The organism is Acinetobacter stercoris, assembly GCF_900323515.1.
Taxonomy (GTDB): domain Bacteria; phylum Pseudomonadota; class Gammaproteobacteria; order Pseudomonadales; family Moraxellaceae; genus Acinetobacter; species Acinetobacter stercoris.
The window spans coordinates 1-16,852 of record NZ_OOGT01000076.1 but is presented as its reverse complement, the minus strand read 5'-3'; the positions used below and the strand labels follow the sequence as shown (position 1 = coordinate 16,852).

Annotated in this window: 3 protein-coding genes and 2 pseudogenes; 1 reads left to right on the top strand and 4 read right to left on the bottom strand. The window is 40.0% G+C overall.

Annotated elements, in window-relative coordinates; all coding sequences use genetic code 11:
- Window positions 1–239: pseudogene (locus KPC_RS09645) on the top strand (IS5/IS1182 family transposase); the annotation flags it as partial.
- Window positions 240–921: 682 nt separating this feature from the next.
- On the opposite strand, the pseudogene KPC_RS20900 reads toward KPC_RS09645, so the two are convergent.
- The 4 genes and pseudogenes from KPC_RS20900 to KPC_RS09625 all read right to left on the bottom strand — a co-directional run.
- Window positions 922–1,426, bottom strand: a pseudogene (locus tag KPC_RS20900) (VENN motif pre-toxin domain-containing protein); the annotation flags it as partial.
- A gap of 62 nt (window positions 1,427–1,488) precedes the next feature.
- Complete coding sequence (locus KPC_RS09635) at window positions 1,489–1,866, bottom strand: hypothetical protein (protein WP_121974165.1); 378 nt, start codon at window positions 1,864–1,866, stop codon at window positions 1,489–1,491.
- A 25-nt stretch (window positions 1,867–1,891) separates the two neighbouring features.
- Window positions 1,892–15,004, bottom strand: coding sequence for a hemagglutinin repeat-containing protein (locus tag KPC_RS09630; RefSeq protein WP_171334460.1), 13,113 nt, complete (start codon window positions 15,002–15,004; stop codon window positions 1,892–1,894).
- Between the two features lie 57 nt (window positions 15,005–15,061).
- Complete coding sequence (locus KPC_RS09625) at window positions 15,062–16,813, bottom strand: ShlB/FhaC/HecB family hemolysin secretion/activation protein (RefSeq protein ID WP_121974164.1); 1,752 nt, start codon at window positions 16,811–16,813, stop codon at window positions 15,062–15,064.
- Window positions 16,814–16,852: the final 39 nt, after the last annotated feature.

Here is a 16,852-nt window from a genome sequence, read left to right as displayed (position 1 = left end):
GCAGAGCAAGGAATCATGCAGTACAAGCCTGTTGGAACAAGGGACGAAAGCAGTGGAAAAGAGATATTGGTTATCATCAACGTTCACGAATAGAAGCCAAAATGTTTGCATTTAAACGGCTTGGACAAGGGGTGTCTAGCCGATGCTTTAATCGTCAGGTAGTCGACTTGCAAATCAGAGTCGATATTTTGAATAAATTTACTCAACTCGGTACAGCCCAAACAGTCGCTGTTGCATAAATATCGGGAAGATAGACTGACTCATCTTTATTTTTATTTATGCAACAAAGCCTCCTTTAATTATAAAATAATTAGTAGGAGCTTCAAAAACTTTACCTTCCTTATTAACTGTTGAATAAGTTCCCTTGATTTCATCATATTTAACAATTGCTTGCCCTTGTTTATTATATCCAACTAATTTTGCTTCACTATTATGAAAAGCATCTAAAACTTTTTGAGCCTCTTGACTATTATTAAAATAGCTACCGTGAGTATGTTGTGCATCATCTTTAATGTGCTTCCTTTGAGTTTGTGCAACTTTAGTATCAGTTTGCTTTTTTAGTTGTTCAAAAGCTTTTATTTTTTCAGCCTTTTCACTTAGCTTATTAAAACCAGAAGATTCATTAACTTTCTTGCTAGCTTCATATTTTGCCCTTGCTTTTTCAACAGCATTCTCAGCAGCTTTAACATCTTTAAATACAGCTATGACTTTCTTCGTTCCCTTTAATACTACGGCAACACCTTTTCCAAGAGAAAGTAGCTCATAAGGTTCAGTAGGTATAAATACCATCGCTGTACCTTTCAGAATTTCAAGTCCTTCTTTTCTTATATATTGCCCACATGCTGGGTCACTTGGACTTAAACCTAATGCTGCACAGGTACTCTTATACATCGTGTCAGAATTCTTTTTGGCATCCTGATAATCTTTAATAGAATCCACATTATTCTCAACCGCATTCTGCCCAACCACTCCAGCGATCTGAGCATTAAATGCTGAATCCCCTACTGTACCGCCAACTACTGCGCCTATCGCAGCAGTCAAATCCCGTATTTGTGTTTTTACATCCTCAGGTAATAGATTCGGGATAAACTCGCCCTTATCATTTTGATATTCTTTTTTATCTTTATATTGATTAGTAAGGTAAATCGCTGCAGCTTCACTCGCCACTGCTGCACTTCCTCCTGCTGCTGGATTTCCGTTATTCACATAAGCTAAAACCGCGCCAAGTATCGCATGGGAAACCAGTTGAGCCGCTTGGTTTTTATCTTCTCCATGACCAAACTTGTCACCTATTTGCTGAGCTGCATACGGTGCTAAAGTATTTGCAACAACCTGTAAATCTGTTTGTCCCCCAAGTGCGCCTGTAATTGCAACCGTAACAGCATTCACTGCTCGACTCTTATCTCCTCACTCCCCATTTTACAGTGGCATATTTAGCATTTTGTGGAAAATAAGCATTTACGCAGTTTTATTTACAGAATCAGAATCTTATAGATTGTACTTTTTGAATATTTTTTCAATTTCTATTTTTCTGTTTGGCTGCTCTTTCAAAACATTATCCAAACCTTGTCGTATATAGAACTTGACTGTTTTTTCATCATACCATCCTTCACTTGGTTCAATTCCTATAATTTCTTCATCTACCCATGCGTAATATAACTCTCTTCCATCCTTTTGAACCTCAGAATATAACTGCCACCCAGGATCTCCTCCAACAGGTTCTCTCGGATCTTTGCCTATCGTTCCGCGCAAGTAGTATTCTAAATCTTTACCACCATTTATCATTTCATAAACACAATACAATAATGGTGCTTGGGGATCATTATATTCAAAACTAAAATAATCACTTTTATAAGTAAAGCTCATTCAAAATCCTCTTAGTTGACACAATTTATTTTGAATTGGGATTAACAGGAAAAGATGTTGGTACTTGAGGCACTCCACTACGAGTATCAATTGGCACTCTAAAAGTGACACCGTTTATCACTACATTTTGTTTGGTTTTACCGCTCGCACCGTAGTTAATAATCGCTTTTGCGGCAGCCTGATTAGCCATGTTCGCCATCTGAGCATCACTATAGACCTTGGGATCATAAATTGTTTTAGGTTGGACTTTCCCATTCGGCAATTGATATTTTACCTCTATTATACCGTTTGATATTTGTGTTGGTTGCCCCACTACCTTACCACCATTAGCATTCAAAATTTCATAGAAATTATCAGCATTATGTCCTCCAGAGATTACTTTGGATTTTTTATTAACTGTAGCATCAATTAAATGTTTCCCTAAAGGTGTATTAACTTGATTAGTACCAATTGGTGTATAACCATCTTTTGGTCTAACAGAGACCTGTCCAGCAAAATTGGCTTCACTCTCCAATTTAGGATCAATCCCATTATTTCTTATAACTGTTGATCCTTTTGGTAAAAAAGCCCCTGTGACTATACCGAAACTTCCAGCTGCATCCATTGCGGCGAAAGCTCTATCTACAGCACTTAACTGCTCATTTGTCAGTAATGATTGACCTGATACAGAATCATGAAGACCAATAATTAAATTGGAAATCGGTGCTGCTAATGCTCCACCTTTTACAATAGTACGAGAGTCATATAACTCTTTAATCGAATTCGTAATTTGGTAATTAAGGGGTAAAATTTTTGCTTTGAGTACGCCATTTTCACGGACAACTGTATATAACAAGCCTGTAACATCATTTGGATTTGTAATTATTTGTCCTTCTTTATAATTGCTTCCACTAAGAGTGAGTTCCTTAGGTGCATATTGCATTGCATCCTTTGCATTATTACCCAACACCATGTTATAGCATTGAAGGTGGGTACATTTTTGCAAAGATGCAACTGTTTCAGTCATTTTTTGACTATTAAATGATTTTTTATCTGGATTAAAAACCCCATAAGTATTACTTTCAACCGCATTCTGCCCAACCACACCTGCAATCTGTGCATTAAACGTAGAGTCTCCAACTGTTCCTCCAACAACAGTACCAATCGCTGAAGTTAAGTCTCGAATACTTGATTTTATATCTTCTGGTAAACGATTTGCCTCAAACTCTCCTGCAGCATTTTGATATTTGGGGTCATCTTTATATTGATTAGTTAAATACTCTGCTGCTGCCTCAGATGCTACAGCTGCTGTCCCCCCTGCTGCTGGATTACCGTTATTCACATACGCTAAAACTGCTCCGAGTATGGCATGAGAAACCAATTGAGCCGCTTGGTTTTTATCTTCTCCATGACCAAAGTTGTCACCAATCAACTGTGAGGCATATGGAGCAAGAGTATTGGTTACAACCTGTAAGTCTGTTTGACCTCCTAATGCACCTGTAATTGCTGTGGTGACTGCATTCAAGGCACGACTTTTATCTCCACCTATACCCCATGCTTGGGCATCTTTATAGGCATCTGCATAGTTAGCATCTTTTTTTACCAAAAAATCTTGTTTAGCCGCTTCAGAACTAAGACTTTGATAAGTTTCCCAATCTGCTCCTCCTTCAACCTGCATATCTTTAATTGCTTGGTCTTTTAATTTATCGCGCTGTTTAGCTGCATCTTCGGCTTGATTCTGACTATACGTCCTTACCGCCGCCACAATTGTAGATGTCGCATCCGCGACTGATTTCTGATTATCCAGTATGTCTTGCAAGTTCGGTAAACTATCCAGTTTTTGGTTAGCTGTTGCTGCATCACTATGAATACCTAGCTGCTCAACCGTAGTTTGTTTACCTCCTATCGTGATATTGCCATCACTCAAGGTTGCATAGGTGGTACTACTGTCCTTATCCGATTCCTGTTGCGGTAAGCTTGGGCTAAAACTGGTGGCATTGCGCCAGTTATCGTTATTGGTCGGATTAGATGCTTTGCCATCTGTTGAGCCAGCTTTATCCTTATTAAAACTGGTTCCTCCCGACAAACTCACTGTGCTTGCATCATAGCTGCTCTTATTCTCGATATTGCTAAAGGTCAAACTATTTGCTGTTAAATCATTGTTATCCTTCGTCGCTGTCGAAACGATTGCGCCACCTTTGAGATCAACGCTATCGGCGTTGACATGGTAGCCACCATCTCCTGCAAATAAGCCTGATTGTTCATTAACTCCATTAAATGAACCATTGGCATTGGATTGATTTACATTACCCGATGCTTGCCATGCCGAACCTAATGAAGCTTGTACACGTCCCCCTATACCAGCCTGATCAATATCTTGTTCTACTTTATCCTGCTGACTGATAATACTCAGCTTGCCACCGACATCAGCATCTATACGATTGGCTGTGGCTGTCGCACCTGCTAAAGTCGTGTCTCCTTTACTCTTTAGACTAACCTTGTCTGCATCAAGTGTCGTTTGACTATGGGTATTGCTATCAAGATGGTTACTGCCTTTGCCATAACCTGCTTCGGCATAGATATACACACCCGTTTCTGCACCTATCGAAGCCCCTACGCCAGCACTTAAGCCTGTATTGCTATTTTTACCGTCTGCTTTTTCCTGACTTTGCCCTGACTCAAGTAAAATATTTTTGGCAGCATCTAAACTAATTTGCTCTTTTGCATTCACTTGGGTGTTTTGTAGATGAATATCACCTTCGGTACTGGTCAGATTAACATTCCCACCAGCTTTGATACTATTTTGTTGTGAAGTCGCATAGCTACTGGTTTGTTTACTCTTACTGGTACTAAAACCAATACCAGCCTCAGCTTTTGCAAATGAGCCACCTTTAATATCACTATAGCTTTGATAGCCTTGTGCACCAACAGCTATTGCTTGTAATGCCAAAGTTCTATCATCCGCCTGACTATTGTTAGCCAGTTTGTCTCCAGCACCGAGTAAATCTAAAATCGGCGAACTAATTCGTTTAAAAATACCAATTTTTAAATCATCCGATGAACTTGAAGTTGATCCTGTATTTTTATCTTCTAACACATTGATTTGTTTCGCGGTGATATTAATGTCTTTATTGGCGATCACATCTGCAACTTGCTGGTTATAGTTATTGCCCGCTTGAATATTGACATTGCCCTCTAAACTGCCCACTTGGCTACGTTGTTGTTCGATACTATTACTATTACTTTGGCTGCCCCCTTTCATATAACCATAGAACTGCTCGGTATCTGAGATTTGCGCACTACCAATTCCGCTTGACTTGCTACTTTCACTTTGGCTTTGGCTGTTTTGGGTGGACTTGATGTTGATATCACGTGCAGCATTAAGATTGACATCACCTTGTGAAGCAACTGAACTGCCCAGAATATTAATATCCCCTTGCTCTGTTTGTAGTATGGTTTTTCCACCAACTGAAAGTTGTGTACCTGTGACTTTATCTGCCTCCCCAGCACCTTTTTCTTTATTGTTATAAGTCCCTGCTGGTGCAAGCCAGTCTCGAGTATCTATACTAAAACCACTTTGTTTACTACTGGCCGTTTGTTCCTGATGATCAGTTGCGTAAGCTAAATTGATTGTATCTTTGGCATGCAGTAATGCATCTCCCTCAGCAGAAAGCTGTGCACCTTGGCTATTAATATTACCCGCAGTGGCAATAATATTCAGATTGCCTGCTGCCTTCGCTTGAGTTACAACTGCCTGTGTGGTTGACGAATCACTTGTTTGATCTGATTTATGACTGCCAGCAGTGAGTACGACCGGAGTTTTAGCTGCCATAAACGCTTTATCTATCGCATTGGCTTGTTGCATCACTTGCCCTACAGCACTATCGCTAAACTGTCCATTCTCTGTATTCTTTTTATAGCTTGAAGCTGCTGCTGCAATTGGTGAATAGGTGATACCCACTGAAATGCCAGAGTTTTTACTATGCACCTCTGAATACTGTTCATTGCTTTCATAGCCTGCATTTAAGTTGACATTGGCACCTTGTAAATTTAAATCCTTGCGCGAACTTAAAATAGCAGCTTCGGCAGTTAAATCTTTTCCAGCAATAATCGTGGTATCACCCGTTTTACTGCCAATCACACTTTGCGTTAAAGTTGTAGACTGTCCATCATCTTTGGTATTTAAACTTGATTTCCCATAACCAACACTAGCCACACCATCCGATAAACTTGCTGTAAATCCTGATTTCTTAACCGTTTGTTCATATTGATTTGTATAGGTATTTTCCGCTGTCGTGATATTGATGTTTTCTTTTGCCTGAATTTGGGTGGTGTTATCAGCGATAACTTGACTACCACGGATATCAATATTATTGCCACTTAACGAAACATCCTTACCAGTGACCGTGCTTGCAATTGCTTCATCACTTGTCTCATGTAAATAGCCAGTTTCAGTTTTACTACTGAGTGTTCCTTTATGTTTGCTATGCCATTGACTATCAAGCTGACTCGTTTGACGTCCTTCTTCTATATTTAAATGATCTGTTGCAGCAAGCTGAGTTGTTCCTTGTTCACTGTTTAGCCCAGAACCTTTAATATTAATATTTTGACCATTGACCAGCAGTGAGCCAGAGCTATTGATTTGACTACCAATCTCTTGCGTTTTTTGACTGACTGAACTATTTCGAGCATCTAGAGTATTAGAAAGCTTATAGCCTGTTTCAACAGTACCAATATCAATATTGCCCTTTGTAGCAAGAACTGTCGCACCACTGCTATTACTGATTTCAGCACCTTTGAGCACCGTATTCCCTGCCACATCAACAACTAGTGTGGCTTTATCTGGATCAACCGTGACGCCATTGCTAACATATAATCCTGCAATACGGTCAAGCCCCGTTACACTGGAACTAAATCCACCAATCTCACTCTCAGATGTTCTGGTTGTCGTTGTAAGATTTAAATTACCGCCAACATTAAGTACCATTGCATCGTTGGCTTTGATTTGCCCACCAATGTTATTCAAATCATTCTGTGTAGTAATACCCACAGTATTACCTTGAATACGCCCGCTGAGATTATTGACATTATCAGCAGTAATCTGAACTGCTTCGCGACCAGCAATCGTCGCACTATTAATCAAATCACCATCGAGTTTAAAGTTGACACTATTTCCTGCAAGTAATGTTCCATCACCTTTTAGATCACCAACACGCGCTTTGACATACACTTGAGGAACTAAAGCTCTGGTCACGGAGCCATCTGGCAATGTGACATCTTTTTCCACCAGCCAGACAATATCACTGGTCAATTGGGCAATTTGTGCTGCTGTAAGGGCTATCCCAGGTTGTAATCCATATAACTTGGCGTAGGTGACCCCATTATTCATCAAGGCTTTATATTGTTCTTCATCAGTCGCATAACCCTCTAAGAAACGATAGCCTGTTAAGTTCGCAATCTGATCCTGAACCATACGCTGTTCATAAAAACCATCACCGATGCGTTTTTGTTGCATCGCAGGATCTAGCCCGAGCGCCTTCAACATATAATCTGAAGACAACCATTGATTGTAGTTGGTAAATGCAGGATCAGTTTCAACCAAATAACTAGATTGTTTATCACCACTGACACGATATAAAGCATTATTTGGAACTTTGACTTTCTGACCATCAATCGTCCGGATTTCAAACTCTTCGCCCGTCCCGGTCTGGTCAGGTGCAATCGTTTGATTCGCTGTTGCCTTACCTTTGGCCTGATCAGCACTAATACCCTGTTTTTCTTCAGCATCAAGAACTTGAATTGAATGATCTTTTTCGTCAATTTGATGATTATCTTGATCCTGATTCGATACTTTAACATCAGTTTGCACTGAACCTGAATCATCTATCCCCAAGTCTTTATTTTTAGCCAACCCATCCTGATTAACTGTGGTGTTATTACCTATCGCTTTTAGAGCATTAATATCATCATTAGCATCCTGTGCAATCACCACATCAGCAGCTTTAGACCCGGAAACATCTTCAATCGGTTTGTTTTCCTGATTTAAAGCATAATGATCAATCGTTTGAGAAATCATTAAATCAATTTCTGTTTCACTTGAAATTTCAAAATGATTTGTCTGACCCTTCTCAAATTTCTGAAATAAACGCTGTGTACCAGAATTTATTACTTGCCTAACTCCTTTAGTTTCGTCAGACTTTATTTCATTTCCTATAACTGTTAACGCACCACCTGCAAAAATCTGACTCTTGTCATTTAGAATATCATCGCCGATTAGAGTTAAATTCCCACCCGCTTTGATTTGTGCTGGTGCAGAATCCAGTGTTTTTGTTTCATAGATAATTTCACTATAAGTATATTTTGACCAATCCTCCACTGGATTCATTTGTCTAAATACAGTACCATCAAAGTTTGCCCAAACACCCTGGAAATGCTTGATTAATCCATCCTGGCGGCTTATTTCAACAAGTTCTGTCGTAAAATGTTTATTGATGTTATTAATCTGCTTTGCAGACAACCGCATATCACCTAATGATTCTATTGTCGCACTTTCATTATTAATCACATCTGCCTGACCAGTCGCTTTGCGCTGGTCATCCAATGCTCCACCCAGATATAAACCACCTGCACTAAAGATTTGCGCCTGACTTGCATAGTCAGCAGTATTGGCAAGATTATTCAGAACCTTCACACCCAGATTCATATCACCACGTGACGCAATGATTGGTGCTTTACCACTGGCATCAGGAAGGTTATTTAACGTCACAGCACCAATCGCAACATCAGTACCATAGATTCGACCTGTACCAATATTATTCACGGTATCCGCTTTTAATGTGGTGTAATCACCATTGATCAAACCTGTATTATTGATCTGACCTTTAGCCACCAGATTTGTATCATGGCTCTCAATACTCGCATCTGCGGTATTGCTAATATTGGCAGCTTTCAGTTCTAGCTTATTTCCAGCGTTGATCTTGCCATCATTGATGATATCTGCTTCAGTACTTAAACTTAAATTATTATTGGCTTGTAACTGTCCATCAACACTTTGTTGATAGCTCTCTTTGAGCTGAATTTCTGCATCACCCAAACTTAAAACCTGACCATCACCTGCAAGGGATTTTGCCTTAATGTCCAGATTCGAACCTGCCAACAATTGCCCTTTTGCATTATCAATCGCTAAAGCATCACCCTGAATATTTAAGGCATTTACACTATTGATCCGACCTGATTGATTGTTGAGTTGTTGTGATATTTTTAAGTTTGCATCTTGGCGACTTAGGATTTCACCCGACTGGTTATTCACCATATCTGCTGTTAAATCAAGACTTCCAGCATGAATGCCTTGAGTATTCGCATCATCTCCTTGACTGTTCTGGTTATCTAACTGTTTGCTGTTGATCGTCAATTGATTGCTGGCAATGATCTGACTATTGGCATCACCTGCATTTTGCTTGCCCTGATTTTGGATTTGTTCAATATTCAGTTGCATATTCCCCATTGAACTGATTTGTCCAGACTGGTTATTTAATAACTGATTTTGCCCAATACCTTGTATTTTTAGATTTTCCCCAGCAGTCAATAAACCAGCACTATTTTCAATCTGATTGGCACTGATTTCCAGAGCTTTACCACTTGCCACATAACCTTGGCTATTGTCCAGTTTGGCAACATTATTTAAAGTCACATTACCCTGACTTAAAATCCCCCCTTGTTGACCACTGTTCACATTCACCAAATCTTGGTGATGAGTATCTATGCTGATACCACTATTTGCCTGAATCAGACCTTGCTCATTATTAAGCTGACCAGATGAAATATCCACTTGATCAGAACTGATTACTCCCTTCTGATTATTCAGCTGCTGATTCTGGTTATCTAACACCAGTGATTTTAAACCAATGATTTGTCCAGACTGGTTATTCACCCCATTGGCACTGATCTTAATCAACTGTGCTGCTTGTAATGAACCTGATTGATTATTCAATAAGCCATTGCCAGCATTTAAACTCAGACTACCATCAACACTTCCGATCTTGCCCTGGCTGTTACCTATTCCTTGACCTTTCAATATCGCATCACGATTTGCAGCAATCAGCCCGGTATTGTTATTGATTAAACCAATACTTTGTATATTCAAACTGCCCTGTGAACTGATCTGACCCGAAACTGAGTTATCCAGACCTCCTGTCACAACCTGCAAATCCTGTCCGGACTGTAAAATACCAGACTGGTTTTTCAGGGCCTGTTTGCCAGTATTGACTGTCAAATTGCCTTGAGTACCAATTTGACCTTGATTATTATTTATACCTTGAGCATCCAGATCAACACTTTGCTCACCTACAATGAGTCCCTTTTGATTAATAATCGCCTGCTGGCTACTTAAATCTATTTTGCCTTGAGAACTAATTTGCCCAGAACTATTGTCAATAGCTACAGCTTTTGTAGTTAAATCGGCTTTAGCCTGTAACAACCCAGATCGATTGGACAGGATTTGATTGCCTGCATCAAGTTTTAAACCATCCTGAATACTCGCAATTTGTCCCTGATCATTATCTAAACCCTGACTACCAATATCCACTGATTGATTCGAAAGGATTTGCCCCGTTTGGTTATTAATCTTCCCTGTAGTTTTGATATTCAAAGCATTTTGAGCAGAGATCTGACCTTTCTGGCTATTATCTAAAGTTGTACTTTGGATATTAAGCTTGTTTCCACCATGAATTTGACCAGCACTGCTGTTCAATGCACCTTTCACGTTCAAGGTCAAATCGGCATGATCACCAGACTGAATTTTTCCTGCGTGATTATTTAAGTTTTCAGTTGTAATACTGGATGTACCATTCGATGCAATTCGCCCAGATTGATTGCTCAAGTCACCAGTAGTTAAAATCGTGCTGTCACCAAGTGCGACGATATTGCCCGAATCATTGGTTAAACCATGACTACTTAAATTTAAAAGACCACCAGCTTGTAATGAACCTGAAGTATTTTGTAATGTAGCCTGCCCGGCATTAATATCCAGCTGTCCCTGTACACTCCCTATTTGCCCGCTGGTATTATCCAGACCCTGGCTTTGAACTCGTACATCCTGATTGGCAGCCATTACACCTGTTTGATTGTTAATAGACTGTTGAGATGTAATGCTTAAATTATCTTTGGCATTGATCTGACCTTTACCACTATTATCTATTGATTCCGAGCTGATCTTGGTATTTTTACCTGACAATTTTCCTTCTAGACTGTTATCCAGAATGCCATCAATACTTAAAGTCAAATCAGCATTGGTCAGGATTGCCCCTCCCTGGTTATTTAAATTTTGTCCCGTGATATTAATCACGTCACCACTTTGGATCTGACCTTTTTTGTTATTTAATCCTTGTGTATCCAATGCTAAACGTTTTTGTGCAGAAATCAGCCCAGACTGGTTATCAATATGTTGAGCCTTAATTGCCAAGTCTTGTGCAGACTGGATCTTACCAGATTGGTTACTTAAATCACCCGCCCCTGTATCAAGTTTAATATTGCCTTCAATACTACCTATTGTCCCTGCATTATTACTTAAACCCTGGCCGTTTAATCTGACATTTTGCTTGGCAATGATCTGCCCAGCATCATTATTGATACCTTTTCCGCTGTTAATACCCAATGCACTTTGGCTATTGATCAAACCTGACTGGTTTTGGATACTACCTGCTTTAACCATCAAATCTTTTTCAGCCTGAATTGATCCAGAGCTGTTGTTCAATATTCCAGAGCCTGTATCAATCTCTAGCTTCCCTTGGCTGGTTCCAATTTGCCCAAGATGATTGTCCAGCCCATTGGCTTTGATTGAGACATCTTGATTGGCAACAATTTGCCCAGAAGCATTATTGATATCATTTAGACTCGAAATCGTTAATGAATCGATCGCCGAGATTTGTCCTTTTTGACTATTGTTGACAGAACCTGCCTGAATACTTGTTTTCGTACCACTAACGATCTGTCCAGCATGACTATTATCTAATGCTTGTAGAACCCCAAAATTTAGATCGCCCTGACCCGATAACAATTGCCCGGACTGGTTATTGATTGCACCTGCTTGAATATCTAAACCTTTTTGTCCTGCAATCACACCTTGAAGGTTATTTAATTCTTTTTTAATCGCTAAAGCCAATGGAGACATCGTTCCACTTTGTAGCAATTGCCCCTTTTGATGACTCAAGCTATTTGCAGTGATATTGATCTGATCAGCAGAGGTCGTTGCACCATCCAGCACCACTTGATCAGCATTTAACTCCAATTCACCATTACTCAGAATTTGTCCTTGGCTGCCTTGTAGGCTATTTAATTGGAGATTAAGCTTTTGCTTACCCGCATGAATCAATTTACCTGACTCATTGTTCAAAGTTGTAGTCGTTAAATTAATATTATTGGCATTGCTTTGAATTGTGCCATCCTGATTATTTAAGCCTTTGACAAAGTTTAAATTAAGATCATCAGTAGCAATATGCTGGATCTGACCTTGACGATTATCCAGCTGTTTAGCATTTAACGAGAGATTTTGAGCACTTAACTGACCTTTATGGTTATTAATGAAATCCTGACTATCAATAGACAATTGATTTTTAGCAATGACCGTTGCCGCTTCAGTTGAAACACTGCCTGTCTTGCTTTGCAAAGTCACATTCTGGGCTTGAAGCTGTCCATTACTCGCATTAATATTATTTTTCGAGCTAACATTTAAGTTATTCCCTGCAAATGTCTGACCATGTAGATCTGCTTGATCCACCTGGATACTCAAGTTACCCGAATCACTGAGCTTTCCATCTCGATCCAACCCTGCGGCAATTAATCCCTCTTGATCATTTTGTAGCGTTGAACTATTCAGACTTAGATTTTGTCCAGCCGCTAAAGAACCCGAGTTTTGCAGATTTTGGCCTGTAAAGGTTAAATCTTGGTCAGCATAGATACTACCGCTATTGTTCAATTGATCATGATTTAACTGAACAGATTTCGCCTGTATCTGTCCCTGATTATTATCAAATTTTCCGACTTTACTATAGATACCCTGATGAGCAACGATTGAGCCTTCAGTATTATTGACTGATGTATGTTTTTGGGTAATCTGATCAGCAATGATCTGTCCAGAAGTATTGTTGAGTGAGGTACTATTGAGATTTAGATTGGTCTTTGCTTGAATCAAACCTGCAGTATTATCAATAGCTTGATAAGCATTAACCTGCACACCTTGTTCTTCTGAATACACCACACCTGAAGTGTTGTTCAAATTCGATGCAACCACGTTCACATCGGCATGGCTAGCAATTTGACCTTCAGCATTATTCAGTTCATTGGCAATATTAATATCCAATTGCTCAACTGACTGGATCTTACCTTTTTGATTATTAGCACTATTTGCCTGTATCTTTAAAGCCTGATTAGATGCCAAATGCCCTGCTTGATTGCTAAACCGTTGCGTTTGGATATCTGCTTGCTTTACAGTCAACTGACCCCGATCATTATTAAAATCATCACCTTTAATATTAACCGTACCTAAATTAAGCTGACCATCCTGATTATTTAAGCCATTGCTACTATCGAGATCGACACCACCATTGGCAACAATTGCACCACTGTCATTGTTGAAATTGTTTTTGACATGGATGTAACCTTTGTCATAAGTTTTAGGGGTGATATCCTCAGTCGTTACAACCCCTAAACTTCCTCCATCTTGCGATGGATCAGTAGGAACTGTCGGTTCTGTCGTGGTTCCTCCGCCGGTTCCAGTCTCACCCGTATCTGTTGGTTTAGGGATACCTATTTTACCGCCAATATTTGTCATCTGACCGGCTTTTACATCGAATGCTTGCAAGCCGGTTTGCTCAATTGAACCACTATTTTTTAAGCTATCTGTATCCAATACGATACGTGCAGCATTCAGCTTACCCGTATTGGTCATTACATTCTTATTTTGCAGATGCAATTCATCTGCTGTACTGATTAAGCCTGAATTATCCAGATTTTGGCTTTGTACAGTCACCCGAGAAGTGGCACTACTGATATTACCTGTGTTTTGAATATTTTGTGCATTAAGCTGCACTTGATCTTTATTGGCAATAATATTACCTGTATTGATCAGGTCTCCATTACTGTTCAACGTCAGTTGATTTGACATGGCATTGATCGATCCAGCGTTACGCACCCCCAATCCATGTTCATTTCCGACCAGGAAAATCTTTCCGGCATACATCCCTCCCAATTGCCCGACATCCAGCGCAAAATTCGGTTTATTAGAATCACCAGAACCTGAAGTGACCGCATTTATTTGAGGCGTAACCTGGTCTTTGATATTGACGTCATTTTGACCTAAAACGACATTTAAATTATTGGCATAAAGCCCAGCATTGACATTTAAGGCACGCGTATAAATATCCGTATAAGGCGTTAAACTCCCATCCAGCCCCTTACCCGCAATCGTCACCTGCCCATCACGTACACGAAAAGACTCAAGATAACCCTGATTCATGACGGCCTGACCTGTGGTCAGTGTAAAACGATCGGCATTAATTACACCGCAGCCATCACAGACCAGTCCCGATGGATTGGCAATCACAACCTGCGCAGACTTCCCGGCAACTTCCAGGTAACCTTTTAACTGACTCGGATTACTACTATTGACTTCATTTAAAATGACTTTAGCTTCACCACCTGCAAGCCATGGATTACCTTGCACCCAGCCACCCAGCTGCGTTTGGGCATTATTACGAGAGTTATTGAGAATTGCCCCTTTTTGCCCAACATCAAACTGGCTATAAGTATTTCGTGACACACCACCAGCACTAGGCGTCTGGATATTGACCTGAGTTACCCCATTACTACTATTCAGAATCGTTGCTTGCTGTGAGTTTGGAGCTGATTTGTCTGCAATAATTTGAGTGTTGGCAATACCACTGAGTGGCATCGTATAGACCACTGCACCTAACACACTGATCACTGCAAAATTAAGCGGATTTAATCTCTTATAAGAATTTGGTGTAAATTGAGATGATTCATCATCTAGAACCGGACCAGCACTTTGCCCAGCTGCTTTAGTCCGGCTTTTAACAATTTCTGCAACCGCAATAAACAGTCCACGCGCCTGACTAAAAATAACTCTATAGCGATTCTTATTCATAACAACTCACCTAAATTCTTTATAATTTTTTAAAAGCTCAATAACAATAAATTTAAATTAATACATCCAGTTCAGGCTAAAGCCCGTCGTGACATCATCCGTGACAAAGCCCTTTGGTTTCTTAAGCGGAGTTCCGACAAAAAAATCATAGCTGACAGATTTTAATACTTGCCCACGCAAACCAAGAACAGAACCTAATAGACTCGTTCCAGAAAGTGGATTTGGATAACGGGTGGTACGCCCACCAACCTCTCCATAATCGACCCCGGCATACCATTGCACTGGAAGCTTTGGAATCGTTCCACTAAACTCGTTACGGACTAAAAATCCCTGATCACCCAACAAAGTTTGCTCACCATCAAAACCACGTACGGTATAGCGGTTACCTATTGAAAAACGGTCTTGTGGTGTAAGAGGTTTATTACTGGACTGCATTCGCCATTCAGCAAGATATTGCAGATTTTGCTGCCCCACTTTAAATGGAACCTGTAAACTGGCATTCGCCTGCAAAATCCCTACGCGAGAAAAAGCTTCACCAAACTGCTCTTCGGGTGCACGCATGGCATTAAAGGCACCAGTACCACGCTTATAAGTAATATTGCCGTTTAAAGTTGCATTCGATAAATACTCGGTATGATCCAGACTGACTTTCCATCCAGCTGTTTTCCGGCGTTGTACTTCAACTTCGACATCATTGATATAATTTTGAGACTCACGATGCCAGACACCAAGAGAAGCAAACGTTTTTCGATGAGAGTCACGATAGATGACACGTGATAAATCAATATTGAATAACTTACTTTCACCACTATAGTTATAACTTTGGTTACTATCACCAGCAACATTCTGGTCATAGTTAGAGCGGCTATAATTCGTATTTAACATCCAGTAGCCAAAAGGGATGCTATAACTAATATAATACCCGTCTGTACCACGCTTCCCGGAGTCACCTCCACCTAAATCATGGTTATAACTCACATAGAACAAATCATTTAACGTCAGTAAATGATCCAGGGATAAAGTAGCTGTTCCCTGATATTTCCCTGTTGTTTCTGACCCCGAATCATCAATACCTAAATGCAAGCGATAAGGCTTGGATTGTTGCCAGGCAAGTAAGAGATCACTATAACCAGGTGCTGAATTATTCACCGAAGGTTGAATTTTAAAATCAGACTCTACCGTTGGCACACGTTTAAAATTTTCTAACCCTTGCTCAATATCCCGCACATTCAACAAATCCCCTTTCGAAACGGGTAAAGCATTAAACTTATGTGCTCGCTTCGAAGTCCCCTCACCAAAAGAAACCTGATCCACTCGTCCAGGAATCAAAGTCAAAACGACCTTTCCAGATGCAATATTTTGCGGTTCCAAAAGTACACGAGTGGTAACATAGCCACGACTGATAATTTTATTTTGAACTAGGTCCATCGCCTGATTTAAGCCATTTACCCCGAGACATCGACCAATAATCCGGTGTTCACCCCGCGTAATTGCCTTTAATGCAAACCTGAAATGCTTAGCTTCATCCCCGTTTAATTCTACCTGCTTTATTTCAAAACACGGAGTTTCACTGCTGGACTTTAGATATCGGAGTTGTTTCGTTTTCTGCAAAGTCTGCATCAAACCTGAATTGACCTGAGCATCGGGCTGAATTTGTTTTTCTAAAGTTTGATCGCGCTGTTGTTGGCGGGTCATCGCCTCAGCCTCAAGCTTCGCCCGTTGGTGATCCAAATCCGCAGCAAGAGCTGAAGTAACAGATAGACTTAATATGACAAAAATATGACTTCTATTTAAATTTTTAGTATGCATTAGGTATTAAATGTGACAAGTTTCACACTTAATTATTAC